The sequence below is a fragment of the Vibrio sp. 1F169 genome (assembly GCF_041439605.1).
In the GTDB taxonomy this organism is placed as follows: Bacteria; Pseudomonadota; Gammaproteobacteria; order Enterobacterales; family Vibrionaceae; genus Vibrio; species Vibrio tasmaniensis_A.
The window spans coordinates 41918-67979 of the sequence record NZ_JBGOOI010000010.1 but is presented as its reverse complement, the minus strand read 5'-3'; the positions used below and the strand labels follow the sequence as shown (position 1 = coordinate 67979).

At 41.7% G+C, this 26062-nt stretch carries 26 protein-coding genes; 20 read left to right on the top strand and 6 right to left on the bottom strand.

All coding sequences use genetic code 11. The features are described from left to right. Positions 1-157: 157 nt before the first annotated feature. Complete coding sequence (gene fusA / locus ACED53_RS06525; protein WP_009847514.1) at positions 158-2245, top strand: elongation factor G; 2088 nt, start codon at positions 158-160, stop codon at positions 2243-2245. Positions 2246-2455: 210 nt separating this feature from the next. On the opposite strand, the gene ACED53_RS06520 is transcribed toward fusA, so the two are convergent. Continuing rightward, positions 2456-2668, bottom strand: coding sequence for a VF530 family DNA-binding protein (locus ACED53_RS06520; RefSeq protein WP_012604684.1), 213 nt, complete (start codon positions 2666-2668; stop codon positions 2456-2458). 128 nt (positions 2669-2796) lie between these two features. Beyond that, positions 2797-3702 (bottom strand): LysR substrate-binding domain-containing protein, encoded by a 906-nt coding sequence (locus ACED53_RS06515; RefSeq protein WP_017099536.1) that lies wholly within the window; start codon positions 3700-3702, stop codon positions 2797-2799. 99 nt (positions 3703-3801) lie between these two features. On the opposite strand from ACED53_RS06515, the gene ACED53_RS06510 reads away from it, so the two are divergent. Then, on the top strand, positions 3802-3993 hold the full coding sequence (locus ACED53_RS06510) for a hypothetical protein (RefSeq protein ID WP_017096672.1): 192 nt from the start codon (positions 3802-3804) through the stop codon (positions 3991-3993). A 47-nt stretch (positions 3994-4040) separates the two neighbouring features. Here the strand turns inward: ACED53_RS06510 and ACED53_RS06505 are convergent, their stop codons facing one another. Together ACED53_RS06505 and ACED53_RS06500 are read right to left on the bottom strand one after the other, a co-directional pair. Further along, positions 4041-5729: an AMP-binding protein gene (locus ACED53_RS06505; RefSeq protein WP_017099535.1), complete on the bottom strand. Its 1689-nt coding sequence runs from the start codon at positions 5727-5729 to the stop codon at positions 4041-4043. Positions 5730-5819: 90 nt separating this feature from the next. After that, on the bottom strand, positions 5820-6569 hold the full coding sequence (locus ACED53_RS06500; RefSeq protein WP_017099534.1) for an AraC family transcriptional regulator: 750 nt from the start codon (positions 6567-6569) through the stop codon (positions 5820-5822). A gap of 193 nt (positions 6570-6762) precedes the next feature. Between ACED53_RS06500 and ACED53_RS06495 the strand changes: the two genes are divergently transcribed. The 17 genes from ACED53_RS06495 (at position 6763) to ACED53_RS06415 (ending at position 22815) form a co-directional block, all read left to right on the top strand. Continuing rightward, positions 6763-6933 carry a Flp family type IVb pilin gene (locus tag ACED53_RS06495; RefSeq protein WP_012604678.1) on the top strand — a complete coding sequence of 57 codons (171 nt, stop codon included), beginning with the start codon at positions 6763-6765 and terminating at the stop codon, positions 6931-6933. Positions 6934-7106: 173 nt separating this feature from the next. Then, a complete protein-coding gene (locus tag ACED53_RS06490) occupies positions 7107-7637 on the top strand; it encodes a prepilin peptidase (protein ID WP_017096676.1) in 531 nt (176 codons plus the stop codon). 37 nt (positions 7638-7674) lie between these two features. Next, a complete protein-coding gene (locus ACED53_RS06485) occupies positions 7675-9024 on the top strand; it encodes an ATPase AAA (protein ID WP_012604676.1) in 1350 nt (449 codons plus the stop codon). Next, positions 9017-9766, top strand: a complete 750-nt coding sequence (gene cpaB, locus ACED53_RS06480; RefSeq protein WP_017099533.1) for a Flp pilus assembly protein CpaB — start codon at positions 9017-9019, stop codon at positions 9764-9766. The genes ACED53_RS06485 and cpaB overlap by 8 nt, the downstream gene beginning before the upstream one ends. Positions 9767-9774: 8 nt before the next feature. Beyond that, positions 9775-11229 carry a type II and III secretion system protein family protein gene (locus ACED53_RS06475; RefSeq protein ID WP_012604674.1) on the top strand — a complete coding sequence of 485 codons (1455 nt, stop codon included), beginning with the start codon at positions 9775-9777 and terminating at the stop codon, positions 11227-11229. Beyond that, on the top strand, positions 11219-11488 hold the full coding sequence (locus ACED53_RS06470; protein ID WP_029223092.1) for a hypothetical protein: 270 nt from the start codon (positions 11219-11221) through the stop codon (positions 11486-11488). The genes ACED53_RS06475 and ACED53_RS06470 overlap by 11 nt, the downstream gene beginning before the upstream one ends. 16 nt (positions 11489-11504) lie before the next feature. Further along, positions 11505-12773, top strand: coding sequence for a TadE/TadG family type IV pilus assembly protein (locus tag ACED53_RS06465; protein WP_102579748.1), 1269 nt, complete (start codon positions 11505-11507; stop codon positions 12771-12773). 2 nt (positions 12774-12775) lie between these two features. Beyond that, positions 12776-13204 (top strand): TadE/TadG family type IV pilus assembly protein, encoded by a 429-nt coding sequence (locus ACED53_RS06460; protein ID WP_029223093.1) that lies wholly within the window; start codon positions 12776-12778, stop codon positions 13202-13204. Next, the gene (locus tag ACED53_RS06455; RefSeq protein WP_029223094.1) at positions 13204-13695 is read left to right on the top strand and encodes a TadE/TadG family type IV pilus assembly protein; all 492 of its coding nucleotides are present in this window, start codon (positions 13204-13206) and stop codon (positions 13693-13695) included. Before ACED53_RS06460 ends, ACED53_RS06455 begins: the two co-directional genes overlap by 1 nt. Positions 13696-13719: 24 nt before the next feature. Then, a complete protein-coding gene (locus ACED53_RS06450; protein ID WP_012604669.1) occupies positions 13720-14934 on the top strand; it encodes an AAA family ATPase in 1215 nt (404 codons plus the stop codon). Between the two features lie 33 nt (positions 14935-14967). Beyond that, positions 14968-16419 carry a CpaF family protein gene (locus ACED53_RS06445; RefSeq protein ID WP_029223095.1) on the top strand — a complete coding sequence of 484 codons (1452 nt, stop codon included), beginning with the start codon at positions 14968-14970 and terminating at the stop codon, positions 16417-16419. Between the two features lie 9 nt (positions 16420-16428). After that, positions 16429-17394: a type II secretion system F family protein gene (locus ACED53_RS06440; protein WP_012604667.1), complete on the top strand. Its 966-nt coding sequence runs from the start codon at positions 16429-16431 to the stop codon at positions 17392-17394. 3 nt (positions 17395-17397) lie between these two features. Then, positions 17398-18369 carry a type II secretion system F family protein gene (locus ACED53_RS06435; protein ID WP_012604666.1) on the top strand — a complete coding sequence of 324 codons (972 nt, stop codon included), beginning with the start codon at positions 17398-17400 and terminating at the stop codon, positions 18367-18369. After that, on the top strand, positions 18366-19370 hold the full coding sequence (locus ACED53_RS06430) for a lipopolysaccharide assembly protein LapB (RefSeq protein WP_017099530.1): 1005 nt from the start codon (positions 18366-18368) through the stop codon (positions 19368-19370). The genes ACED53_RS06435 and ACED53_RS06430 overlap by 4 nt, the downstream gene beginning before the upstream one ends. Positions 19371-19396: 26 nt before the next feature. After that, positions 19397-21169 carry a hypothetical protein gene (locus ACED53_RS06425; protein ID WP_102579749.1) on the top strand — a complete coding sequence of 591 codons (1773 nt, stop codon included), beginning with the start codon at positions 19397-19399 and terminating at the stop codon, positions 21167-21169. Continuing rightward, on the top strand, positions 21166-22095 hold the full coding sequence (locus ACED53_RS06420; protein ID WP_017099528.1) for a glycosyltransferase family 2 protein: 930 nt from the start codon (positions 21166-21168) through the stop codon (positions 22093-22095). Before ACED53_RS06425 ends, ACED53_RS06420 begins: the two co-directional genes overlap by 4 nt. Before the next feature lie 9 nt (positions 22096-22104). Then, the gene (locus ACED53_RS06415; RefSeq protein ID WP_017099527.1) at positions 22105-22815 is read left to right on the top strand and encodes a class I SAM-dependent methyltransferase; all 711 of its coding nucleotides are present in this window, start codon (positions 22105-22107) and stop codon (positions 22813-22815) included. 100 nt (positions 22816-22915) lie between these two features. On the opposite strand, the gene chrA is transcribed toward ACED53_RS06415, so the two are convergent. Beyond that, complete coding sequence (gene chrA / locus ACED53_RS06410; RefSeq protein WP_017096778.1) at positions 22916-24064, bottom strand: chromate efflux transporter; 1149 nt, start codon at positions 24062-24064, stop codon at positions 22916-22918. Positions 24065-24164: 100 nt separating this feature from the next. Between chrA and ACED53_RS06405 the strand changes: the two genes are divergently transcribed. Beyond that, on the top strand, positions 24165-25091 hold the full coding sequence (locus tag ACED53_RS06405) for a LysR family transcriptional regulator (protein WP_017099526.1): 927 nt from the start codon (positions 24165-24167) through the stop codon (positions 25089-25091). A 367-nt stretch (positions 25092-25458) separates the two neighbouring features. On the opposite strand, the gene ACED53_RS06400 is transcribed toward ACED53_RS06405, so the two are convergent. Further along, a complete protein-coding gene (locus ACED53_RS06400) occupies positions 25459-26013 on the bottom strand; it encodes a gamma-glutamylcyclotransferase family protein (RefSeq protein ID WP_017099525.1) in 555 nt (184 codons plus the stop codon). Between the last annotated feature and the right edge of the window lie 49 nt (positions 26014-26062).

Sequence of the window (26062 nt, the reverse complement as noted above, 5' to 3'; positions counted from 1 at the left end):
AACTTAACAATCATTTAGATTGTTTCTTCAGATTGCCTTTTTCTATATGTTAGAAAAAGGCAAAGTTTTTTAGTCCCAAATGCATGCAAAGCTATCAGTCCTCACAGATTGTGATATACTCTGCGCGCATTTTATATCCTATTAACAGAGTAAGACAATGGCAGATTTATCGAAATACAGAAACATTGGTATTTTCGCGCACGTTGATGCGGGTAAAACAACTACCACTGAGCGTATCCTTAAGCTAACTGGTCAGATCCACAAGACTGGTGAAGTACATGATGGCGAATCAACTACTGACTTCATGGAACAGGAAGCTGAGCGCGGAATTACTATCCAATCAGCAGCTGTAAGCTGTTTCTGGAACGGTCACCGTCTAAACGTTATCGATACTCCTGGACACGTTGACTTCACAGTTGAAGTATACCGTTCTCTTAAAGTACTTGATGGCGGTATCGGTGTATTCTGTGGTTCTGGTGGTGTTGAACCACAATCAGAAACTAACTGGCGCTACGCTAACGAATCAGAAGTATCTCGTCTGATCTTCGTTAACAAACTAGACCGTATGGGTGCAGATTTCTACAACGTTGTTGACCAAGTTAAAAACGTTCTAGGTGCAACTCCTCTAGTTATGGTTCTACCAATCGGCCGCGAAGATGAATTCGTGGGTGTTGTAGACCTTCTAAGCCGTAAAGCATACGTTTGGGATGACACTGGTCTTCCTGAAAACTACGAAATCACTGATGTTCCTGCGGACATGGTTGATGACGTTGAGCAATACCGTGAAGAGCTAATCGAAACTGCTGTAGAGCAAGACGATGACCTAATGGAAGCTTACATGGAAGGTGAAGAGCCTTCTATCGAAGATATCAAACGTTGTATCCGTAAAGGTACTCGTGATATCGCATTCTTCCCTACGTTCTGTGGTTCTGCGTTCAAGAACAAAGGCATGCAAGTTATCCTTGATGCTGTAGTAGATTACCTACCTTCTCCAACTGAAGTTGATCCTCAACCTCTAATGGATGAGAACGGCGAAGAAACAGGCAACCACGCTATCGTTTCTACTGAAGAAACTTTCAAAGCGCTTGCGTTCAAAATCATGGATGACCGTTTCGGTGCTCTAACTTTCGTTCGTATTTACTCTGGTAAATTGAACAAAGGTGACACGATCCTTAACTCATTCACAGGTAAAACTGAGCGTGTTGGCCGTATGGTTGAGATGCAAGCTGATGACCGTAACGAACTAACTAGCGCACAAGCTGGTGACATCATTGCGATCGTTGGTATGAAGAACGTTCAAACTGGTCACACTCTATGTGATCCAAAAGACCAAGTAACGCTTGAGCCAATGGTTTTCCCAACTCCAGTAATCTCTATCGCTGTATCTCCAAAAGATAAAGGCGGTTCTGAGAAAATGGGTATCGCGATCGGTAAAATGGTTGCTGAAGATCCATCTTTCCAAGTTGAGACTGACGAAGAAACTGGCGAAACTATCCTTAAAGGTATGGGTGAGCTTCACCTAGACATCAAGGTAGATATCCTTAAGCGTACTTACGGCGTTGACCTAACAGTTGGTGCTCCTCAAGTTGCTTACCGTGAAACTATCACTCAAGCAATTGAAGATAGCTACACGCATAAGAAACAGTCTGGTGGTTCTGGTCAATTCGGTAAGATCGATTACCGTATCAAACCAGGTGAAGCAGGTTCTGGCTTCAAGTTCAACTCAGTAGTTGTGGGCGGTAACGTTCCTAAAGAATTCTGGCCTGCAGTTGAGAAAGGCTTTGCTGGCATGATGGATAACGGCGTACTAGCTGGCTTCCCTACGCTAGACGTTGAAGTTGAACTTTTCGATGGTGGTTTCCACGCAGTCGATTCATCTGCTATCGCATTTGAAATCGCAGCGAAAGGCGCATTCCGTCAATCTATGCCTAAAGCTGGCGCGCAACTTCTTGAGCCTATCATGAACGTTGACGTGTTCACTCCAGACGATCACGTTGGTGATGTTATCGGTGACCTTAACCGTCGTCGTGGCATGATCAAAGATCAACAAGCTGGCGTTACTGGTGTTCGTATTAAAGCTGACGTACCTCTTTCTGAGATGTTCGGCTACATCGGTCACCTACGTACTATCACTTCTGGTCGTGGCCAATTCTCTATGGAATTCGCGCAATACGCACCATGTCCAACTAACGTTGCTGACGAAGTGATTGCAAAAGTTAAAGCAGAAAAAGAAGCTGGTAAGTAATTAGCCCTTTTCTAAATTAGCTAAAAAAGCCCCGCAAGTGAAAGCTTGCGGGGCTTTTTATTGTTTGTAATATACTGCGAGGTGCGAGGTGCGAGGTGCGAGGTGCGAGGTGCGAGGTGCGAGGTGCGAGGTGCTGATGTAGCCCCTAAAAAGTAGACACAGTGGTTGTCCCGTATTTATTCAACACGGGACTGATAAAGCAGGGAGAGACTAACGCTTTAAGTCTATGTAAATCTGCTCTACCTTGGTGCGTGCCCAATCTGTTTTACGCAAAAATTTTAAGCTTGATTTAATGCTCGGGTCTTTTTTAAAGCAGTTGATGTTCACCATGTAACTCAACTCTTCCCAACCGTAATGTTCAACCAATTCAGTCAGTAGCTTCTGTAGAGTGATACCGTGCAGTGGATTATTGTCTTGTGTCATGAGATGTTCTCGGCATTTATTTGAGCTCAGTATATCAGTTTCGCTTTATGAATTATCAGACCATTTAAGCTGGTAGTTTGTGTTTAGTTATTGAAGAACTGCCTATTTCAGGAGTTGAAAGACAAGAGCTAGTTCTCCAATATCTCATTTACTTCTTCATGTAACCAATTGGTAAATGCCGTTATACGCACTTCTCTAGGCGAGTTAGGGTCAAAACATAGATTTACTTGAACGCCAGGCGTCATGCCTATATCAAATGGCTTTACTAACAAGCCGCGTTCAATGAAGTCACCAGCTAAACTGTCTGTTGCAAGGCAAACTCCATGACCAGCCATAACTGTCGTTAATCCCATATCAAAAGTACCTACTTCCATCCATTGAATAGAACTGTCTTGCATCGGAACATTAGCTTGTTTAAACCAACTTTCCCAAGGGAAGCAACCACCCTCGAATTGAACTAACCAACATTTAAGTAGCTGTTCTGGTGAGGTGAATTTAAGAGAGTTTGCTAATTCTGGTGAGCAAAAAGGATAGATAGGTTCGTTGATTAGTACCTCAAGAGTTAAACCATCTTCCACACATAGGTCTTCACCTTGTCGAATAGCCACATCAACCTCACCGTGTTTTAAATTTGGGGTATCGCAGCCTGTTAGCACTTTGATCGGGATCTCTGGGTGCTTTACCGAGAACTTCCAAAGCCGTGGTAGTAACCAACGTGAAGCAAATGAAGGAGGGCTTCTAACAACAAGCAGACCTTGAATGGGTTCAGACTGGATCTTGTTTAAACCTAGCAATACCTCTTGAAACCCATCAGAAACATGTTTGAAAAGTGTGCGCCCTTCATGTGTTAAGGCCATAACACGCCCCTTACGAATGAAAAGCTTACATCCAACCTGTTCTTCTAGTTGGCGAATCTTTTGGCTGACGGCTGCTTGGCTAACAAACAGTTCCTCAGCTGCCTTACTGTAGCTATGCAAGCGTGCCGCAACTTCAAAGTAACGGAGGCCTGAAAGGTGACGCAGTCTATTATCCATAACCTCAGCTTATAGTCCTTGTTAATAATGGTTGTTCGCTTATCGAGCTGCTTATTTCCATAATAACGACAAATTAATAGGAAAAACAAGAGAGATAAAATGAAAGCAATGACCTGTTGGATTGGCAGATTAGTTACTTATATTTTTCAAGTTAATGATAAAAAAAAGAATAGTAAGGCGGCTAAATCAAGACAAGTTATTAGCTCGGAATCTTTGAGCGATCGGATGAGAAAGGATATCGGTTTGGACTATGAACGTAATGATGCGGCTGATTACACTAAATACTTGTAACTTGAGCTTATGAAAAAGGAGCCGTAATGGCTCCCTCTCGGTTTTGACTACTCTTCCCAAACCACCAATTTATCTTTCGGCCAGTTATGACCGGTTTCATGGTATTTCTGCTCAAGGATATGTCGCTTTATCTTGAGAGTAGGGGTAAGTACACCGTTGTCGATGCTCCACGGTTCCTTAATCATCAGTACCCCTTTGATCTTCTCATGCGAGGCTAACTGTTCGTTCATTTTTTCAATGACACGTTTACTTGTTCTTTCATAACGAGCCCGATCAAAATTAGGGAAGTCATGCGGTACCACGAGTAGGATAGGACCAGGTAAGCCTAAGCCGATCAAACACATCATTTCTACGCGGCTGTATTCAAACAGTTTGTTTTCGATTGGCACTGGAGCCACAAACTTACCTTTCGCAGTTTTAAAGGTGTCTTTTTTACGCCCCCGGATCGTTAGGTAGCCCTCGCTGTCGATATCACCAATATCGCCAGTATGAAGCCATCCCTCAGAGTTAAAAGACTCTTGGGTGGCTATGTCATTTTTGTAATAACCAGAGAACATACCTTTGCTTCGAACCAAAATTTCTTCATCTTCTGCAATTTTGAGTTCGATGCCCGGACCAGCATTACCCACAGTACCAATTTTGTCGGCTCTAAACGGGTGATTAATCGTGCTGTAGGCGAAAGACTCAGTCATTCCCCAAGCCTCGGTAATGTGTAGGCCAACACTCTCATACCATGCGAGTAGAGCCGGTGATACCGGAGCTGAACCACATCCCAAAACGCGGGCTTGATCTAACCCTAGGCCATCAGCCAGTTTCTTCTTAATGATGTTGTTGATAAACGGAATCTTAAGTAAGAAATTCAGTTTCTTCTGCGGAAGCTTATCTTGGATTCGTTGCTGGAACAGAGTCCATAAGCGAGGAACTGAAATAAATAGAGTAGGGCGATGCATTTTCACATCATTAATAAAGGTATCTAAAGACTCCGGGAAAGCAGTGACTATACCGCCCATTACCGATGAGCCAAAGATGTAAACGCGTTCTGTAATATGGGCAAGCGGTAGATAAGAGAACAAGCGATCGCCGGGTTGGATACCAATATGATCGATCAACCGTTGAACTGACCACGTAAAGGCGCCGTATGTGAGCATCGCGCCTTTTGGTAGCCCTGATGTACCCGAAGTATAAACAAGCGACATTACTTTATCATCGTGATGCTGAGGACGCTTGGTTGAGGGTTCATGGGTATCGATGAGTTGTTCGAAAGTATGTTGGCACTTCGCTGCGCTATCGTAGGGAAGTGAGATACTCACCAAGTTTGGATTATCATCCAGTACTATTTGAGTGGCCTTAGGATCGTCGAGTTTACCCGCAATCACAATTTTACTTTCACTGTGTTCAATACAGTACTGTATGGTATCGGCACCCGCTGTTGGAAAGATTGGGACGCTGACAAAATCTCCTAACATCATGGCAAGATCGCAGATAAACCATTCTGCACAGTTTTTCGATACGAGAGCGACTCGATCACCGGGTTGGGCTCCGAGTCCTTCTAATGCTGACGCCAGTTTCAGTGCTTTGTCGGCCACTTCTTTATAAGTAAACTCAACAAATTGGCGGTTAATAATTTGCTTTAAGTAGACTTCATCTGGGCGTTCTTCTGCCCATTTTAAAATCATGTCATTGGGTTTAGGGAGAGCTGTTGCTTGTTCTTGGCTAAACTCGTTAGGCTGAATCATTGTCTAACTCCATGTTTTTCGCTAAGTTATTTTTGTTAAAATCATGTTAAATGTACCATGATTTTTTCTTTTAGGGAGTAAAATTAGCGTTTATGTTCTTTGTTTTCCGTTATCTGTGCAGGCTCGCCTGTAACTTGCAGGCGTTACTCCAGTCCGTTTCTTAAAAATTCTCGAGAAATATGACACATCCTTGTATCCACATTGATAGGCAATGACAGCAATTTTTGATTCGGTATCTGCTTCGATTAACTTTTTGGCAAGTAGAATGCGTTTATCGCACACGAAGTCTCTAAAGCTTACTCCAAAGTGTAGATGAAACTTCTTAGAAAAATAGGTGGTTGAACAGTGACATTTCTCGGCGATCTCTATTTCTCTGATTTCTTTGTTGATGTTGTCCATCACAAAGTTAACGACTTCGGATGTGAAGGCTTTTACAGGAAGCTGGTTGTTATTGTTTGTGTCTCTGTCGATATCGAAATGGGACTCGAACATATGCTGTGTCTTAGCCTTAAGCTCTTCGAATTGACTGGTCAGATGATTACTGTTTGTTTCTATGATGAAAAATATATTCTTATGATTTCGAACGATATTAGGTAACGGGTCAGAGCAAATAATAACAATTCTTTTGTTCAAATTTTCGCAAATAGATAAAGCCATGGTAAGTAGTTGGATTTTATCAGGGGTATTCAAAATGAAAAATACCAGTCTGACGTCTAAGTTACTGATTATAGATATGTCTTGTTTGAAGTTGGCAATAGAGAAATAGTGACTTATTTTATTGATAATAACGGAGTTGAAATCACTCTCTTTATCCGATAATAACGGGGTTACTATTTTCATACAGATACCCAATGCATTTCATATTCTCTTTTAGTCTAAAAGTGGCTAATTAATGAAGCTTTATATTTAGATTAGAAGTACCACAAAAAAGTGCAAGTAAATGGAAAAAAAATCCTAACCAAATATATCTCTCACCTCTAGATTTACTTTACAGGCAAACAAAGCCTGATACGTAAATCAAGGAGAGGTTCTCATGGATAAGTTTTTGAATAATTGTAAAGAATTCATGAAAGATGAAGAAGGGTTGACTGTTATCGAGTATGTAATTGGTGCAGCGTTACTGGTATTAGGCTTGACCACTATATTTACTGGTTTTGGGGCCGCCCTATCCGCTAAGCTTAATAACATCATTAACAGTATTTAATGATTACTGCCATGGTTGCTCGGAGAGTGAGACAGCAAAAGGGGTTAACGACTATTGAGTATGTCATTGGTGCTGCCTCGCTCATAATTTTTGTCGGGCTAATTTTCTCTGGAATGGCTACGACATTAGTGAGTAAATTTCAAAGTATTATATCGAGCGTATGAATTGAAATTATGATTAATGAGCCTTCTGTTTTTTGGGCATTGCTAATTGCTGTATCGGTATACGATGTTGAGAAACATCGTATACCAAACAAAATATTGATTCTTTTTTTGTTTTTCTATTTTTTATCAATGTTCAACAGCAATTACACCTTTGATAGTTTCTTAATGTCTTTATTTGGGTCGGTCGTATTCTTTTGTTTTGGATTGCTATTCTATTTTTTAAGAGCAATGTCTGCAGGGGATGTGAAGTTATTAGGTGTTGTAGGAATGTATTTGGGGTGGGGACAATTACTCGATGCATCGTACTTTATCTTGGTTTCTTCTGGAGTTGTTGGGGTTTTCTACCTGCTATACAACCTGTCCAACTCGAGCTGTTTTAGTATTAAAAGCTATTTTGAAAATAAGATAATTGTGCTTGGTGGAGCTGCACCAGTCATTGATAAAACAGCTAATTTACATACTCGGTATTCAAATAAAGTAACGATGCCTTTTGCTCCTTCTGTTGTTATAGGGTTAGCGATGTATAGCTACTTTACTTAAATCTGTTGTTGGTTAGCTTTGTGGGGAGACATAATATATGGATATTATAGGGCGTACTGCTCCAACAACCTTGAAGCCACAAATTTCAGCCCCAATCGTCCCTACATCTCTTGATATGTTGGGTGTTCCTGAAGTCGTTATTGAAAATCTCGTACTTAAGCATTTGTCAGCTTACCCAAAATCGGATGTTTTAGAGCTTTCTAATTATTTATGTGTTGTGACTCATATCGTGGAAAGTGCTTTAGCCGTTTTAAGAAAGAAGTCATTAATCGAGGTATTTCAGCCTACTTCAGATATTTCCCTCTCATCTGTGTCACATAGTCATGTTCGTTATTCACTATCAGAAAAAGGGCTTGAAGAAGCGGATCTTGCTTTCAAGCGTGATGCCTATTTAGGCCCCGCACCGGTTTCGCTTACCCAATATAGTGAGGTGGTAAAACAACAAGACTTGAGAGCTGAGTTAGTAACTCGGCCACATGTCGAGGCGGCACTGAATGATGTATATGGTGTCGACAAAATGATTTCAGTACTTGGGCCTGCAATCAATTCGGGACGTGCTTTGTTGCTGTATGGACATGCAGGAACGGGTAAAACATTTGTTGCGAGCCGTATTGTGAATGCTTTACATACCTCTGTATTTATCCCTTATGCCGTCTATGCTCTGGGTAACATTATCAAGGTGTTCTCGGCGCAACATCATAAGCCGTTGGATAGTAACGGCAGCGATCAAAGTATTTCCCTCAAAGATCAGTACGACAAGCGTTGGCTTAATTGTGAAAGACCCAATATCCAGGTTGGGGGAGAACTGACGATGGATATGCTTGAAGTCAATCACTCAGAAAATAGTCGAGTCTGGTTAGCTCCAGTTCAAATGATGGCAAACAATGGGATTTTTATCATTGATGACCTTGGTCGTCAGCCCATGCCTGTGGATGCGCTTCTTAATCGTTGGATAGTACCGATGGAGTACTCATTCGATTATTTGTCGCTGCCTAATGGTCAGCAGATAACGATGCCATTTGTATTAACGCTGGCCTTCTCTACCAATCTAAATCCCAAGAAAATAAGCGACCCTGCCTTTTTGCGTCGTTTAGGTTACAAGATTGAATTCAAGCCACTTAACCAACGAGACTATGAAGCTTTATGGATGAGCGTCGTTGCTGATAAAGAAGTAGAGCTTCAAGATGGATTCTTTGAGCGTTTGTCTCAAATGCACACGCTTCTTAAGGTGCCACTTTTCCCATGTTTACCGAAAGATCTCGTTGGTATAAGCAAAGATATTCTTTCGTTTGAACAACTCCCGCCTGTTATTACCTTCGATATTCTTTCCATGGCATGGGAAGTCTATTTTACCTCTGATGGACACGAGGAAGAAAATAATGAATAAGAGTCAAGTTTTCCTACTGTTTTTACTGTCCGTAGTATTTGGCTTAGCGGCTGTATTTTTTGCTAAGCAGTGGATGGAAGATCAAGTTCAACCAACCGTTGAAGTTGAAACTGTGGAGCGTCATCCAGTCGTGGTGGCATCACAAGAAATTGAAGCTGGAACCATTATTGAGGAGCAGTTCTTAGCGACAAAGTTGATGGAAGTTGATTGGATTAATGAAAATAATTTTTCCGATGCTTCTGAATTGGTTGGCAAAGTGGTGGCCAATACTATTTATGCTGGAGAAGTGCTTCATAAAATGCGTTTTACTATTCCAGGAGAAGGCTCAACGCTTGCTGCATTAATACCTGAGAATAAACGTGCGGTAACAATACGAGTGGATGATGTTATTGGTGTGGCTGGTTTTCTATTACCAGGTAATAAAGTTGACATACTTAGCACCGTTTCTTACAGCAAAAACTCAGCAGCAACTCGTACCGTGTTGAAAGATATCAAGGTATTGGCAGTAGACCAAACGGCAAAAACGAATGAAAACAGTCCTATTATCGTACGAGCTGTGACATTAGAGGTTTCACCTAAAGATGCTGAAAAACTTTTAACAGCGAAGAGTAAAGGCAGTATTCAACTGACACTGAGAAACCCTCATGAAGTTGAGAAAAAGGTTGTTCGTCGATACGTACCTAAGCCGAGTGTGACGATCATTAAAGGTACTCAAGCATCTAGTGTTCGCGTCAAGGATTGAGGTGAGTTATGAAAATAATAATAACGTGTATTTTGAGCTTTGTTTGTTTCTCTACACTGAGCTTTGCTGCTCTACAAACGGGTAAAACGGTAACGGTTCCTCATCACAAATCAACACATGTGGTGTTGTCAGGGAAAGCGAGCAAAGTGTCGCTTGGTGATCCTGATGTACTTGATATTGTGATGTTGAAATCGAGCGAGCTGTTTTTAATCGGAAAAAAATTAGGTGCTACTAACCTAATGGCGTGGGACTCCCGTGGCCAGCTGATTGAATCGATCAACATCGAAGTCACTCATGATCTTAATAGCTTAAAAGCGAAGTTATATGAGTTTCTTCCTGATGAAACTATAGAGGTGCACAGTGCCCAGAATCGCTTGCTGCTGAGTGGGCAGGTGAGTAATCAGCAACAAATGAATGTAGCGATGCGAATAGCAGAAACCTACTCTTCGGGTGAAACGGCTGATGAATCGAAGGAAAGTGGTAGCGAGCAAGCTGCAGCGACAGGTGTTATCAACTTGATGTCTATTGGTGGTGCTCAACAAGTTATGTTGGAAGTGACGGTTGCCGAGGTTCAAAGAAGCTTGGTGAGAAAATTTGATGCAAACTTTCACTTCTTCCAAACGAGCGGATCGAATATTTCTTGGGGGGCGTCGTCAGTTCCTGCTGGTGTTCTAGGGGCTACGCCAATCTTTGATATTCCAACCTCTACTGATTACGGCATTTTAGGCTCGTTTATTGATAGTAATACCCTGTTTACATTCGCCCTGGATGTAGCCAAACAGAATGGTGTGGCGAAAGTATTAGCTGAGCCTAACTTAACGGCATTAAGTGGCTCCAAAGCTGAGTTTTTAGCGGGTGGTGAATTCCCTATCCCTGTGCCAGATGAAGATGGCATTACGATTGAATATAAAGAGTATGGAGTTGGATTGAAATTTATCCCAACGGTTCTGAGTGATAAAAAGATCAATCTAAACTTGGCTGTTGATGTGAGTGAAATTGCCAATAGCAGCTCGTTAACGATTGACCCAGGAACAACCAATGCGACCTACTTTATCCCACCAATTACTCGTCGAAGCGCGTCATCGACGCTTGAGCTAGCCGACGGACAAACTATTGGTATTGCTGGGTTGCTCAGCGAGAATGTTAGGGATGTGAGTAACAAAATGCCGGGTATTGGTGATGTCCCTATCTTAGGGCAACTCTTTAATAGTCAAGAGTATGTATCTGGTGAAACAGAACTTGTCATTCTTGTCACCCCTCGACTTGCGAGTCCTATTGACCGAAGTAAAGTAACGTTACCAACAGACGCCTTTGTTGATCCGAATGATCTGGAATATTACTTATTAGGTCGAAGCGCTTATATCGCTGAACCGTCTGAATCGGATTCAGAGCAATCTCAAGCTTCACAGGGAATATCACCAACAGATGGTGGTAGCGAAGGCTCATTTGGACATGATTTATAAGGAGATAGATATGATTAGAATAATGATGGTCTTTCTCGTAATGGTGTTAGTTGGCTGTGCTAATGATGCTCGTTTAGGGCATTCGGTAGCACTCGTAAAAACAGAACAAACGTATAACCCTAATGCGACCCAAGAGAATTTACTCGTGGTACCGGATGGTACAGGGGAGCGGATGCAGACTGGTTACGATAGATATGTAGGCAGAGGTGAAAACGAACTGTCTGGAAGTAGTAGCCAGATCTTAGAAGAATTTAACTAAATCTGGAGGTACTCATATGTTGTATCGAGTATCAAAAAGTCCCAGAAAACAGCAAGGCTTAGTTGTCGTATTAGTTACCGCTGCTCTGCTTGTTTTCTTAGCTGTGTCAGCGTTGGCTGTAGATGTTAACCATATGCTGGTTAATAAAACACGCTTACAAAATGCCGTAGATTCAGCGGCGTTAGCTGCAGCAACCATACTGGACAATAGTAAAGACAAAGATGCGGTGGATGCTGAAATAGGCACTGCGTTAAATGCAATGGCAGCGTCAACAGGGAATCATGAGATTGATTTTACCACCGCTTCCATAAACATTGATTACTCTAACGATCCTCAGGATTTTACTGGAACAGCCACCTTCGGTGATGACGATGATGTATATGTACGCGTTCGAGTAGATTCGTTGGATATGGATGAGTTCTTTATTCAAATGTTTGGACTAGTAAAAGAGGTTTCAGCAAGTGCCGTCGCTGGGCCAAGCTCCGGGCAAGAGGTTGTCAATAACGTTGTGCCTATTGGGGTTTGCATTGGTGACGGAACTTCGGACAACGACGTCGATCCTGAAGATGGATATCATGACGTTACTGGCGATGCAATAACGAGCGTGTTTGGTTATGAAGTCGGGACTGTCCATGCATTGAAGGTGGGTGACAGTAGCTTATCTGAAATGGGTAACGGTAATTATCATTTATTAGACTTTGGGTCTGGTGGTAAGGCTATAAAAGAGGGGTTAGGTGGTAGTTATGACCAACCCGTTAAAATTGGTGAAGATATCACGACCAAACCTGGCGGCACGGTTGGCCCAACAGGCGATGGCTTGAATACTCGTTTTGGCGATTATGGTGGTGGCTTAACGGCATCAGATTACCCTTCTGACTACATAACTACAGAGCCTAGCGATGAGATTACGATTGATGCAAGTACAGGGGATATCGATTTTGATGGCACTTATACCTACGCGCAATATGAAGCTGATACCAACGCATGTATAGCAAGTAATGGTTCAGGGTGCGCAGCAAATGGTGTCGCTTGGCGTCGTATTTTACCGATACCTATGGTGGATTGCACAGGTAAAAGTGGTGGTGCCACTGACTTTACTGTGAATAAAATTGGTTGTTTTTTCTTGTTGCAAAAAGCACCAACTAATAACTCAGGTACACCAGCCGTCTTTGGTGAGTTCATTCACTCCTGTAGTGTGGTTGGTGGTTCAGGTAGTACAGAATCAACAACGGAAGGAACTTATAAGATTGTTTTGTATAAGGATCCTGATAGTGGGGAGTCTTGATTATGAAACCTTTAATTAAATCTAATCGTGGCTTTGCTGCTATCGAGATGGTAATCGCGACTCCTGTATTGCTGTTCTTCCTTATATTAGTGCTTGAACTGGGCAATATGATGATTCACTACAATGTGATATCTAAATCCGTTCAAAATGGCGCCCGCTATGCGGTTAGTGAAGTCTATGGAACCAAAGGTGGAACGCTGGCTCCGTCGTCAGAAATACAGAATGTGGTGGTTTATGGTCAAAACACAGCTGGAACGGCGATATTGTCGAATTTAGTTGTTTCTGACGTGACAATTAGCCCACCGAATACAGATAGCTATGTACGTGTGAGTGTGACCTACAATTATATTCCTCACTTTGTGTCGATCCCGTTTTCTTCGGCGAGCTTTTCTATTCCGATTAGTGTCTCTTCGATAATGAGGGTGTTGTGATGAAACGGTACAAAGGGCGTATTAAAGGCATCGCTATTATCGAATTTACCATAGTGTCTTGGCTAGTCTTTCTCTTGGTCTTCCTTATTTTAGCGCTGGGTGCTTACATATTTTCGCTTCAAATGGTCAGTGAAGCGACCAGAAAGGCAGCAAGGTTAGCCACGGTTTGCTACGTTGCTGATAGGGACAATATCGCGGGAATGGTTGTTGCTGATCTCCCTCTTGTTGGTTTTACCGCGGCGAATTTGGAAGTTGCATATTTAGATGTGAGTGGGAATGAAATTACATCTGGTTATGATACGGATCCTGTCTTTAGTAGCATTAAATTTGTAAGGGCACGAGCGACAGGGTACGGAATTCAATTAATTGATAATTTGAGTTTTTTAGGTACGAGTGGTTACTTGGCTGCTCCCTCATTTGAAACCATCTTACCTGCAGAAAGTTTAGGTGTGGTAAGGGCGGACTCCGAAACTCGGAATCGGTGTCCATAAGTTATTTTATACAGGAGTAGCGGTATGGGGGAAGCGATCAAAATCACGCCTAATGAGAACGATATTACGCGTTTGAGAACAAACCTAAAAGTCTGGTTGATCTACAGTACTGAGGGTTTTCTCTCACACATGAGCCAAGAGCTGAAGAAATGTCGAAATGTGCATGTGACATCATTTTCTCTCGGAGCAATGAGTGAGGAGTACTTAAAAAGTGCCGATGTTCCAGAACTTATTTTTGTTGAAGCACATGGCAACTGGGCTCAAAAAATGGTTGAGCTACAGGGTTATGATCTATCGCTAGAAGAACAAGATTTATCTTTAGTTGTACTCGGTGATGAAAGTGACAATGGCTCATTAAAAATCGCGCTGCGTCTAGGGGCTTCTGATTTCTTATCTCACAACGTGACGCTTTCTGATTTGCTCCCACTGCTCAAGAAAACGGCGGCCGAAAAGCTTGAGAACTCAAGCTACGGTGAGTTTATTCTGTTTTTAAACACCAAGGGGGGAATGGGGGCGACCACCTTGGCGTTGAATACCGCTATTGAGATGGCCAGTCAGCACCCCGGTGAGGTTTTGTTACTTGATATCGACCTTCAATTTGGTGTGATTCCTGATTATTTAAATATTGTTCCTACTTATAGTGTTTCGGATGCGATCAATAGTTCGAATGACCTAGATGAAATATCGTTGGGAACTTTGGTAAATAAGCACGAATCTGGCTTACATGTTCTAAGCTTTAAGCATGAGAACAATGCTGATGACTTTGAACAGGCACAGAAAATAGGCCGATTGCTTCCTATATTACGCCGTTTTTACCCATATGTGATCATTGACCTCTCTAGAGGATTAGACCATGTGTTTGCATCCGCAATATCACCAGCAACAAAGGTGCTTCTTGTTTTGCAACAGAGCCTAGTGTCAGTCAAAAACACAAGTCGACTCATTAAGTCTCTGAAATTTGAGTATGGCTTACAAAGTGATTCTATTGAGGTCATTCTGAACCGTTATGAAAAGCGACACTCAATTAAATTAAAAGATATTGAACAGGCGGTAGGTAAGCATGACATACACCTTATGCCTAATGATTTCAAAGTTGCATTAGAGAGTGCCAACTTGGGGCAACCGCTAGTTCAGTCGAGAAAGAAAAGTTCTATTACTCGCTCTATTATCGATTTGTCACACATTCTTTCACCACCAGAGCAGGAAGAGAAAGGGTGGCTGAAAAAGCTGTTTTCATAATGGGTTGATAAAAAGTAAACGCGAGGGATTGTGATGTTCTTTAAACGAAAAAATGTAAATCCAGAGTTTGAAAAAAGAGTAGAACAGATTTCGCATGATTCAGAAGATGCCAATCCTGTTGAACGTTTATCAAGCGTTGAGGTGTCTAGCCACTCTCGCAGTGCAGAAGCTCATGTAGAAAAAGAAAAGGCGATTGATGAGGCTCGGAAAGTTCTCGAGCAAGAGCTATCAATTAAACACTTTTTCCATAAGCAGCTCCTTGAAACGTTAGACTTAGGGTTGCTTTCAAGCTTGGAAAAAGAGCGAGCTAAGCTAGACCTACATGAAGCCATCGTACAATTGATGGCTGACGATGGGAGCCATGCACTCAGTGCCGAAGGGCGTAAGCGGGTGATCAAGCAGATAGAAGATGAGGTTTTTGGCCTTGGGCCGCTTGAGCCTCTATTAGCCGATCAAACGGTCTCCGATATATTAGTCAACGGCCCTAAAAGTGTTTACGTTGAGCGAAGGGGTAAACTCGAAAAAACGCCATACACTTTTCTGGATGACCGTCACCTGAGAAACATTATTGATCGCATAGTAAGTCAGGTAGGGCGTCGGATAGATGAAGCATCACCTATGGTAGATGCGCGCTTAGTTGATGGGTCACGTGTTAACGCCATTATTCCTCCTTTGGCTCTTGATGGTCCTTCCGTTTCAATCCGTCGTTTTGCCGTTGATCGTTTGACGATGGATAACTTGATTAGCTACGACTCCGTCTCGCCTCAAATGGCTAAGTTTGTCGAAGCTGCCGTGAAAGGAGAACTTAATATCTTGATTTCAGGAGGGACGGGGTCAGGGAAAACAACCACACTGAATATCTTTTCTGGTTTCATCCCTCGAGACCAACGAATCATTACTATAGAAGACTCTGCAGAGTTACAACTTCAACAGCCCCATGTTATTCGCCTAGAAACCCGCCCTGCTAACTTAGAAGGGAAAGGGGAGATTAGTCAGAGAGAGTTGGTCAAAAACACCTTACGTATGCGACCAGACCGAATTGTGGTTGGTGAGGTGCGTGGTAGCGAAGCCGTTGATATGTTGGCGGCAATGAATACTGGTCACGATGGGTCTCTTGCAACTATTCACGCCAATACCCCCCGAGATGCCTTAAGCCGTGTTGAAAACATGTTCTCTATGGCTGGTTGGAACATTTCAACCAAAAACTTAAGAGCCCAAATTGCTTCGGCTATCCACCTTGTTGTTCAAATGGAGCGACAAGAAGATGGTAAGCGCCGTATGGTGAGCATTCAAGAGATCAACGGCATGGAGGGGGAGGTGATTACCATGTCGGAAATTTTCCGTTTTCAACGTAAAGGTATTGATGAAGATGGCAATATTATCGGCTATTTCACTGCGACGGGGGTCGTACCTCAATATCATGACCAGTTAGTTAAACGTGGACTCGATCTGCCTTTCGAGCTCTTCACTGAGACTCATGGTTAAGGAGAGATTATGGATAATGTAAGTGTTTCACTCGGCCTATTATTCATCGCGGTGCTTTTTATCTCCCAAGCTTTGTTATTGCCTGCTGCGGGGAAAAAAGCTAAGCATAAAGAGCTTTCTCGACGTTTGAAAGAGACCCAACGTAATATCGATGAAGAGAGCTTATCGCTACTCAAAGAGCATTATAATAAAGACTTATCCCCATTAGATCGCAAGCTCATCGTTATCCCTTATTTTGCTGGCTTAAAACGGATGTTGGAGTTAGCCGGTATTAGAGTTTCGCTAAGTCGCTTTTTACTCATTGTTGCTCTATGCGGTGTGTCGCTCACTCTGATATCAATAATGACTCAACAAGAGTGGTTCATTAGCCTAACTGCATTCATTGCTGTCTGGGTTGTTGCTTACCTGTATGTGCAAAATCGAGTGAGTTATCGAATGGCTCGATTTGAAGAGCAGCTCCCTGAAGCGTTGGATATTATTCGACGAGCATTACAAGCTGGGCAGCCGCTAATTCAATCATTCAATGAGGTTGGTGAAGAACTCCCTGACCCTATCGGTGCCGAGTTTAAAAATACCTATAACCTACTTAACTATGGTTACGATTTACGTTTGGCTATTTTACAGATGGCTGAGCGTGTCCCCACCGTATCAATGTTAGCTTTTTCTAGTGCGGTAATGTTGCAAAAAGAAACAGGGGGTAACCTCTCCGAAAATCTTCAAAAAGTATCCGAAGTTCTCAGATCTCGCTTTAAGTTAGAAAGGAAAATAAAAACGCTTTCTGCTGAAAGTCGGCTATCAGCATGGATATTAACCTTATCCCCATTTGGTTTGTTTTTTGCTTTGAAAGTGGCGAATCCAGATTATATTGAGCCGCTTTATAATGACCCTCGCGGCGTTTCAATGGTCAGTGTTGGTATCGTACTTTTAGCGATTGGAGCCCTATGGATTAAGCGAATCATCAGCATAGAGATTTAACCTATGGAATTATTAAACATTGAAGTTTGGAAGCAAATGTTAGCGGACTTTGGAGTCAGCTCTCAGATGGTTATCTACGTAATGATTTTGCTTACCACCATTTTGTTAACATTGACTCTAGGGTTGTTTATTTTGGGAACCCGATCCCCTTTAGATAAAAAGCTCAAACAGATATCAGAAACGGGTTCACCCAATAATAGAAAGCCTTATGATTTCTCTAATACGTTGGAATCACTAAGTCCTTTTATTAGTAAAGGTAATAAAAAGGATAATGAAACCTACTCACAAAAGTTGATGCATGCAGGCTTTCATGAAAAAAATGCGTTATCGGTTTTTTATGCATTGAAAGTGTTATCGAGTTTGGTCGGTATCATCGCGGGCTTTATGGTTTATTACATCTCATTCGGTGGTAGCTACAATAATTTATTGATCATGACCTGCGTCTTTCTTGGGACTTTCACTCCCAATATTATCTTGAGCAAGTTGCAAAAAGAGCGACAGAAGAAAATTAGAAATGGTGTACCAGATGCTCTTGATCTTCTTGTAGTTTGTACGGAATCTGGTCTAGGCTTTAATGCAGCACTTGGACGAGTTGCTTCTGAGCTTTATGTTTCTCAGCCAGAGTTAGCCGATGAATTGGAGACTGTTTTTGCCAAGATACAAGCAGGTGTCACCATGCCAGATGCGCTAAGGCAGTTCATTGACCGGACGGGGCTAGTCGAATTAGAGGGGTTGGTTTCTTTGCTTTCTCATGCGTCTAGAATGGGGGGAAGCTTAGCGCAGACTCTTCGTGATTATACGGTAGATTTTCGAGATAAGCGTCAGCAAGCTGCTGAAGAAATCGCGGCCAAGATACCGACTAAAATGTTGTTCCCTATGTTGTTGTTTATTTGGCCTTGCTTTTTTATTGTCGCGTTAGGGCCTGGGATCATTATTGTTATTGATGCACTTGGTGCACCAGGAGTAAGTTTATGATACGAGTGAGTAGATATTTTCTAGCTTTATTAGTGTTCGTTATTCTTGGTTGTGCATCCTCGGATGAGCCGACAAACCAATTTGATGCAGAGTTGTATTCAGGTAAACCAATCGATACCTTAAGCAGTGATGACCCTCCACTGAGTGAGAAAGAAGCCATTATGCGTGGTGATGTAGCATTGAGGGATAACAATATCGATTTGGCCCTTTATGAATATATTCGCTCTCTATCCTTTCCTGAGAAAGAGTTTCACGATAAAACGCTTTTTACGATAGGCCAAATTCATTCATCTCGTGGTAACTATGCACTATCCGAGAAAGCTTATTTAGCAGCATTAGATTTTAACCCTGCACATACCGAAGTCCTAGAGCAATTAGGTGTTTTGTATACAAAGCAGCGTCGCAAAGAGGAAGGGCGGAGTTATTTCTTTAAAGCGATTAATGCAGATCAAGTTCGTTTAAAAAGTAGTGAAACAATTAAAAATTACCAAGCCTTAAGTCAAAGTGAAGTGGCTGGTTTGAAGGTTGATAGCATGTCTCCCGAATTAGCTTTCATGGGGATAGGTGTGCTGGAAGATGTCGATGGAAAACACCAGATAGCGCAAGAGTACTTTAAAAAATCACTGACAATAGACAAAAGTTCAGTTAAAGCTTTGTTGAATATGGGGTACTCCCACTACATGTATGGCAATTACAAGGAAGCGTATCAATACACTCGTTCGGCTTTAGAGATAGAACCTAATAATGAAAAGGCTCAAAACAACCTTGCGCTTATTTACTTGGCTGCCGGGGATATCAAAAAGGCAACCAACGTTTTTATGAGACACATGGAAGCTCCTGAAGCTTTGAATAATGTCGGTTATTTTTTAATTTTGCAGGGTAATCCTGACGAAGCCATTCCCTATCTACAACAAGCTATCGATAAAAAAGCATCTTATTATAAAGTGGCGAATGACAACTTAAATAGAGCGTTATCTGAGGTAAGAGAGATGGAGCAGTAACGACTTAAATTATTATCTTTGGGTTAATGAAAAGGATATTCATCTTGCCTAAGAGTGAAAGTTTTAATAAAGATATCATCATTATTTCTGTTGTTTGGCTGCTGTGTGCGACTGCGATATTTTTCTATAAATGGGAGAGTATCTCAACACTGGTTTTAAATGATAATGACGATTACATGCGCTTTGTTCAATTTCAAGATTGGATGAATAGTGGGCGTTGGTATCTAAAACCAATGGATAATTTCAATGCCGCTGATGGTATTGTTATCCATTGGTCCCGATTCCCCGATCTGATACTTTCTGTTATTGCGTATCCTTTATTGTTTGTTGTGGATGAAAGTACCGCTTATTCACTGTCTATTTCTATTGTACCTTTGCTTTATCTACTCCTCTATTCACTGTCATGCTTCTATTTATGTAACCACTACTTCGGAGAGCGCTATCGGTTTTTGAGCATGATGTTTGCTCTGTTTTCCCCATCGGTTATGCATTTTATTCCTGGCTCCATAGATCATCATAATATTCAGCTTATTTTGGCTATCTTGTTCCTATCTCTAACACCTATAACTGTAAGTCAAATTAATCAATTATGGCGAGTGTATGCTCAATCTATTCTATTGGCATTGTCGTTATGGACTGGGTTAGACAATATCCTTTTGTTTGCGATTTTTTTTATCGTCTACACTGTGTATTGTTTTTTTGTTAGCAAGAGTTGGTTTGTTTATGTATCAAGGCTATATCTGTTCTGCTGTGTTTCAGTTGTTATCTCCGTTTTATTAAACAGACCTTATAATGAGTTCTTTGATTTTAAGTACGATGAAGTGTCATTTGTTATTGTGGTTTTGTTTTTTGTTGGTTGGGCTTTTGTTAATAATTACAATTGGTTTAAATTTGATAGTTGGCCTTTTGGGTTGCGTTCATTTGTGTTTGCTATATTGGGTGTTGGATATGTGACTCCAGTAGCTTTGTTATATCCAAATATTACCAGTGCTTTGTTTGTCGATTATCCACCTATACTTCAGACTTATTGGCTTGACCATGTTTCTGAAGCTAAATCAATTTTTCAGTATATAAGTGAGAATGGATTATTATCTATTGATAATTATGTGTTACTGGTCATCCCTGCTTTATTGTATCCTTTTTTTAGAGTTAATAATCATCATTGTACAATCTTGTATATTATTTTCGTATTGAATTTATTCCTTGCCATATTCTGGCAGGTTAGGGTGATAAGATTATGTTTTATTTTATCAAGCCCTTTTCAGGCTTATGTAGTTATAAGGTTGTCTGAGTTTGTAAAATATTCAATATTTAAAGTGTTGATTATATTATTAGGAGCTCCATTAGTAATGGCATTTCTAGTGATAGCGGTTGGTAATGATGATTTTGAACGAAATACAATTGAAAATGACAAGAAAACTCTATTTAGAGTATTGGAAGAAAAGGGCATCGAATCAAAGGTTATTCTAACAGGAATTGAGACGGGAGCACCTGTGTTGGCCCGCACTAATAACCGCATAATTGCAGCTCCTTATCATAGAAATATCGTTGGTAATCAATTTCTTATAGAGGTTATGTTAGAGGGGGATATGAGTTTAGCCAAGGACGAAATCCAAGCTAAGAACATTGATTATATTGTTATAGGAAATGACGCCCATTTAATGGTTTTGAAAAAATCAGCAAGTGAAGAGGCTCTTATAAACAAATTATACAGCTCAAATGTTCCCAGCTGGTTGGAGACCATATATGACGATGTTCCTGATGGCTACCGAATATTTAGGGTTAGGGAGAGTTTATGAATAGTATAAAAGTTGCAGTATTACTCCCATGTTTTAATGAAGCGGGTGCTATCGGAAAGACAGTTATGTCTTTTAAGCAGGCTTTACCTGATGCGTCTATTTATGTGTATGACAACAACTCAACCGACAACACGGTAAACGAGGCCTTGAAAGCTGGGGCTATTGTTCGACATGAGCCTCGCCAAGGTAAAGGGGAGGTTGTCAGGAGAATGTTCTCTGATATTGATGCTGATATCTATGTGATGGCTGATGGTGATGACACTTACGATGCGTCAATATGCCCTGCGCTGATCGAACAATTGGATAATGAAAAACTCGATATGATTATTGGAAGTCGAGAGCGAGCTTCAATGGCTTATCCCAAAGGGCATATCCTAGGAAATAAGCTGTTTTCATCGCTGATTAATTTAGCATTCAATGCTCAATTGAGTGATGTGTTTTCTGGTTATCGAATTATGAGCCATCGATTTGTCAAAACCGTACCCATTTTCAGTGATGGCTTCCAAATAGAAACAGAGCTTACCGTTCATGCGCTACATCATAATATGCCAATCAAAGAAGTTTCGACGCAATATCAATCAAGGCCTGAAGGCACAGCCAGTAAATTGAATACCTTTAGTGATGGGCTCAAAATTCTCAATTTCATTTTGTTCTTATTGAGAGATGTAAAGCCAATGTTTTTCTTTGGCGTGTTGTCTATGTTGCTTTGCTTCATTTCATTGGTTTTAGGAATCCCCGTTATCATCGACTTCATCGATACTGGGCTCGTCGAAAGGGTGCCTACTGCGATTTTGTCTAGCTCAATTGCGTTGATAGCGGTGATGTCTTTTTTCTGTGGGTTGATACTCGACAACGTATCACGAGGTAGGCGAGAGATGAGGATTCTTTCTATATTAAGAACGAGTGATAAAACGCTATCTGAATAGGAATCAAGCATGAGAACAAGCAAGGATGAAGACAAAGAGTGGATCGATTATTTGTCCCGTTTCAGTGACGAATATGATGAGCGAGTTTATAACGGCAATACAACGGGTTATGTGATGAGAGCTGGCCACATAGCATGTGAAAAGCCATTTGGTGAAAGTGAACACTTTTCGAGAGTGTTAGAAGTGGGCTCCGGTACAGGTGAACACTTGCTGCACGTCAAACACACCTTTGACGAGTATATCGTGAGTGATGGCGATGCTGCGGCTCTTGAGGTGGCAAAAGAGCAACTCAGTCGTATCAATTCTTATGACAAACTCACTTTTAACGTAACTAATGCTTGTGAGTTAGATTTTGAAAGCAATAGCTTCGAGCGCGTGATCGCAACTCATATATTGGAGCACCTATACGAGCCTCATTTGGTGATCAAAGAGTGGTTACGAGTGTTAAAGCCTGGAGGCACTCTGTCTATTTTGATTCCTACCGATCCTGGGGTCGCTTGGAAAATAGGCCGTTATATGACGACAAGAAAACACGCCTTACAGAAGGGGTGGCATTACGATTACATTATGGCGAGAGAGCATGTCAATCCATGTAATAACTTAATCGCTTTCTTAAGGTATTACCTTCCTGAACACCAAAAATCATTTTGGCCGCTGAGCTTTGTACCGCTTATTGATTGCAATTTGTTCTTTAACTTCCACGGGGTTAAACCACTATAGGAAGTAAAAGATGCTTTTAGTTTTTGAAAGAAGAGCGGGAAAACAAGAAGTAAGCGATCAAACCTCTCACTTCTTATTTGTCTGTCTATTAATTGATAGCTTAGATCGCCAAACCTGTAATTGCGCCAAACAACATAAACACACCCACTAACCCTACAATCGGGACCTTTACGGTTTTTAATAACCACACACCAACAATGATCAGAGCGAAGTCTATGCCGCTGCTCACTGCGCTTGTGAAGATGGGTTGATACAGGGCCGCAAGCAATAGACCAACAACTGCTGCATTCACACCGGTAAGCGCACCTGCCACCAAAGGCTTGCTTGCAATCGCCTGCCAATTCTTCAGTACAGCCAGTAGCAATAAGAAACCCGGTAAGAACACCGCAACTGTTGCGAGCAGTGCACCTGTAATCGGTGCCGATGGCATCAACACATAGCCTAGATAAGTGGCTAATGTAAACATTGGGCCAGGTACAGCTTGCGCAGCGGCATAGCCTGTTAGGAAGGTATCTTGGGACAGTTGATCACCAATACCATTTTGTAGCAGAGGAAGAACCACGTGCCCGCCACCGAATACCAAGCTGCCTGCTTGGTAGAACAAGCCAAATACTTCAATGCCTTGAGAGTAAGCACTGAATAGAGGTAAACCAATCAGTAGTGCTACAAAAATCACTAGCGGTGTTATGGATATCTTATGTGTCGAAGGCGTTGTTTTTAAGTCTTGCGAGGTTAAGAACTTACTGCCAACCATCGCTGCAAATAGGAGTACTAAGACTTGAGGCCAGATCCCTGGAATCAAAAGTAGAACAATCGCGGTGATCACACACAGTGCTGTTGCCATCTTTGATTGGCAAAAGTTTTTGTACATGCCGAAAGTGGCGTCAGCTACAACCACGACCGCGAGTAGCTTAAGTCCGTGGATGATTGAAATGAAAAGCGGTGCTTCCAACAACTGGTTGCTCACTAAGGCCAATATCAACATTAGGATGACAGAAGGGGAGGTGAAACCGACAAATGCGGCAATCGCACCGGTTAAGCCACCTTTTTTGTAACCAACCGCGAAGCCAACCTGACTTGAGCCTGGACCCGGAAGAAATTGACTGAGGGCGACAATTTGCCCGTACTCTTCGTCGGATAACCAATTCAGTTTCTCAACAAAGGTTTTACGGAAGTAGCCAATGTGTGCCGCTGGTCCACCGAAGCTAATCCAGCCAAGCCAGAAAAAGGTTTTAAAAATTGAAAGCATGATCGATTCCAGATAAATGTTTAGCGTAATTTAGGTGGAGTTGAACTATGATTCAAATTAATTGTTTTAATTATAACTATGAATGATATGGGATTGATTTGTGGCTGATTTTAACTGGAAAGGAATTGACCTTAACTTATTGATTGCACTACAGGCACTGTATAAAACGAACAGTGTGAGCAAAGCGGCTGAACGTTGTTATGTCAGCCAGTCTGCGATGAGTCATAGTTTACAAAGGCTACGAAAGTTGTTTGATGACCCTCTGTTTGAGCGTGTCGGTAGCAAGATGGAGGCGACCGATCGAGCCATTGAACTGTCCAGTACGGTAGAAGCTCTGCTCAATACCATCCAGTCAGAGGTGTTACTGTCTAAATCGTTTGATGCCGCGACTTATAAAGGGACTTGGAAGATTGGTCTTACCGATTATGCTGAGCAGATGTTCGCGCCAGCATTGTTTGACCTCATCAAGCAATCCTCTCCTAATTCGCAAGTCGTGCTGTTCAATGTAAACCGGAGTAACTATCAGCAAGTATTTGAAGACGCCAAGCTTGATATGGCGATCGGCAGTTTTGGTGAGGTACCAAAGCCTTATCGAACCAAGCATTTGTATACAGAGCAACATGTGTGTTTGTTCGATCAGTCGGTTTTATCTATTGAACAACCAATGTCTTTAGATCAGTTTGTGTCTGTAGAACATGCATTGGTTTCTCCTGCGGGGGCTCTAAAAACAGGTGTTGATATTCGATTGGCTGAGCTAGGTTTCAGTCGAAAAGTCGCTATATCTTCAAGTAATTTTTTAACAGTAAAACGTTTGATAAGAGGTAGGGAGTTATTGTGTATCGTCCCCAAACTGGTGGCACGCAATGATACTCAAGACCAAGATACCGTGGTAGCAGTGGAGCCACCTATCGATGTGCCTGATTTTGATATACAGCTCATCTATCGCAAGGCTAAGCATTTAGATGATAAAAATAAGCTACTTAGAAAGCTTTTTACACAAGCCGTTTCATCTGTGGTTGCTGCATAGTTGCAGCAGTTGTTCGGTCATCAATTTTATGCGAATTATTTTTAGAAAAATCCGGATTATTATAAGAACCCGACTATACTTAATTTACGACTAAAAGCAGTCGTAAAGAATAGGCTTTTTGATTTACCTAAGTAAAAAAATTGATTATATCCTAATGATATAGCTGAAAAAACTACCAGGCTAAACGGACTTAGTTGGTCTTAAAAGCGCTAGCTCCCCTTAGCGCTTTTTCTTTTGTTCTAAGTTAGCTCTAATCTCTTAGGTGTTTACAGGTTTGAGTTGTTTAACCCCGATTTAGAACAGTTAACGGTCGAGTTAACTGACTAAGAGCAACGAGCTATGTAGACCGACAAATTATGAGTATCAACTAGCTACGAACGGTCAGTATCAAGCCATCAATCACACTGTGGTGGTGATCAGAAACCCCAGCAAGGTTGCCGTATTTCGGCTGGTGGCGATCATTTTCTAATGGATGGTGCCAACCTTGTGTATGTTCCACAAAGTGCGCAGCAAAGCTTTCAGACACCTCTAAACATCCTGCCATGACAGTATCAACATAGGTTTGAACGATAGGGCTGTTTTCACAAGGCGCTTCAATCTCGTCTTTGATGTATACCCAGATCGATTGATCCGTTATAAAGTCAGTTTGGCTCTCTATCTGATCGGCTTTCAATTCGATTCGGTGATAACCGCGTTCACGACGATCAAATTCAGCCAACGCAACATCATCGACCTCAAGCAAAACACCATTCACTTGTCCCTCACCAAGATTGACGATCAACGGTGACAAAACATAGCTGTCGTCGATTTTACTCCAGTGACGCACTAGGCCGTGCACTATCGCAGGAATAGCTTGTCCTGTTTGACCTGTGAGTTGACGAGAAGAGGAGTTGATCAAGCTACCATAACCAAAAATATACATCGCGTTCCCTGTCTGTTCTTTTGTATTTGAGACTAGTCTTACTATATGT

Excerpts from the sequence above, each read along its gene's own strand:
- ACED53_RS06450 (WP_012604669.1), top strand. The coding sequence starts at position 13,720 with ATGGGGGAAGCGATCAAAATCACGCCTAATGAGAACGATATTACGCGT.
- ACED53_RS06430 (WP_017099530.1), top strand. The coding sequence starts at position 18,366 with ATGATACGAGTGAGTAGATATTTTCTAGCTTTATTAGTGTTCGTTATT.
- ACED53_RS06475 (WP_012604674.1), top strand. The coding sequence starts at position 9,775 with ATGAAAATAATAATAACGTGTATTTTGAGCTTTGTTTGTTTCTCTACA.
- ACED53_RS06400 (WP_017099525.1), bottom strand. The coding sequence starts at position 26,013 with ATGTATATTTTTGGTTATGGTAGCTTGATCAACTCCTCTTCTCGTCAA.
- ACED53_RS06445 (WP_029223095.1), top strand. The coding sequence starts at position 14,968 with ATGTTCTTTAAACGAAAAAATGTAAATCCAGAGTTTGAAAAAAGAGTA.
- ACED53_RS06465 (WP_102579748.1), top strand. The coding sequence starts at position 11,505 with ATGTTGTATCGAGTATCAAAAAGTCCCAGAAAACAGCAAGGCTTAGTT.
- ACED53_RS06485 (WP_012604676.1), top strand. The coding sequence starts at position 7,675 with ATGGATATTATAGGGCGTACTGCTCCAACAACCTTGAAGCCACAAATT.
- cpaB (WP_017099533.1), top strand. The coding sequence starts at position 9,017 with ATGAATAAGAGTCAAGTTTTCCTACTGTTTTTACTGTCCGTAGTATTT.
- ACED53_RS06420 (WP_017099528.1), top strand. The coding sequence starts at position 21,166 with ATGAATAGTATAAAAGTTGCAGTATTACTCCCATGTTTTAATGAAGCG.
- ACED53_RS06490 (WP_017096676.1), top strand. The coding sequence starts at position 7,107 with ATGATTAATGAGCCTTCTGTTTTTTGGGCATTGCTAATTGCTGTATCG.
- ACED53_RS06495 (WP_012604678.1), top strand. The coding sequence starts at position 6,763 with ATGGATAAGTTTTTGAATAATTGTAAAGAATTCATGAAAGATGAAGAA.
- ACED53_RS06470 (WP_029223092.1), top strand. The coding sequence starts at position 11,219 with ATGATTTATAAGGAGATAGATATGATTAGAATAATGATGGTCTTTCTC.
- ACED53_RS06435 (WP_012604666.1), top strand. The coding sequence starts at position 17,398 with ATGGAATTATTAAACATTGAAGTTTGGAAGCAAATGTTAGCGGACTTT.
- ACED53_RS06415 (WP_017099527.1), top strand. The coding sequence starts at position 22,105 with ATGAGAACAAGCAAGGATGAAGACAAAGAGTGGATCGATTATTTGTCC.
- ACED53_RS06460 (WP_029223093.1), top strand. The coding sequence starts at position 12,776 with ATGAAACCTTTAATTAAATCTAATCGTGGCTTTGCTGCTATCGAGATG.
- ACED53_RS06500 (WP_017099534.1), bottom strand. The coding sequence starts at position 6,569 with ATGAAAATAGTAACCCCGTTATTATCGGATAAAGAGAGTGATTTCAAC.
- chrA (WP_017096778.1), bottom strand. The coding sequence starts at position 24,064 with ATGCTTTCAATTTTTAAAACCTTTTTCTGGCTTGGCTGGATTAGCTTC.
- fusA (WP_009847514.1), top strand. The coding sequence starts at position 158 with ATGGCAGATTTATCGAAATACAGAAACATTGGTATTTTCGCGCACGTT.
- ACED53_RS06455 (WP_029223094.1), top strand. The coding sequence starts at position 13,204 with ATGAAACGGTACAAAGGGCGTATTAAAGGCATCGCTATTATCGAATTT.
- ACED53_RS06440 (WP_012604667.1), top strand. The coding sequence starts at position 16,429 with ATGGATAATGTAAGTGTTTCACTCGGCCTATTATTCATCGCGGTGCTT.
- ACED53_RS06520 (WP_012604684.1), bottom strand. The coding sequence starts at position 2,668 with ATGACACAAGACAATAATCCACTGCACGGTATCACTCTACAGAAGCTA.
- ACED53_RS06510 (WP_017096672.1), top strand. The coding sequence starts at position 3,802 with ATGAAAGCAATGACCTGTTGGATTGGCAGATTAGTTACTTATATTTTT.
- ACED53_RS06505 (WP_017099535.1), bottom strand. The coding sequence starts at position 5,729 with ATGATTCAGCCTAACGAGTTTAGCCAAGAACAAGCAACAGCTCTCCCT.
- ACED53_RS06515 (WP_017099536.1), bottom strand. The coding sequence starts at position 3,702 with ATGGATAATAGACTGCGTCACCTTTCAGGCCTCCGTTACTTTGAAGTT.
- ACED53_RS06425 (WP_102579749.1), top strand. The coding sequence starts at position 19,397 with ATGAAAAGGATATTCATCTTGCCTAAGAGTGAAAGTTTTAATAAAGAT.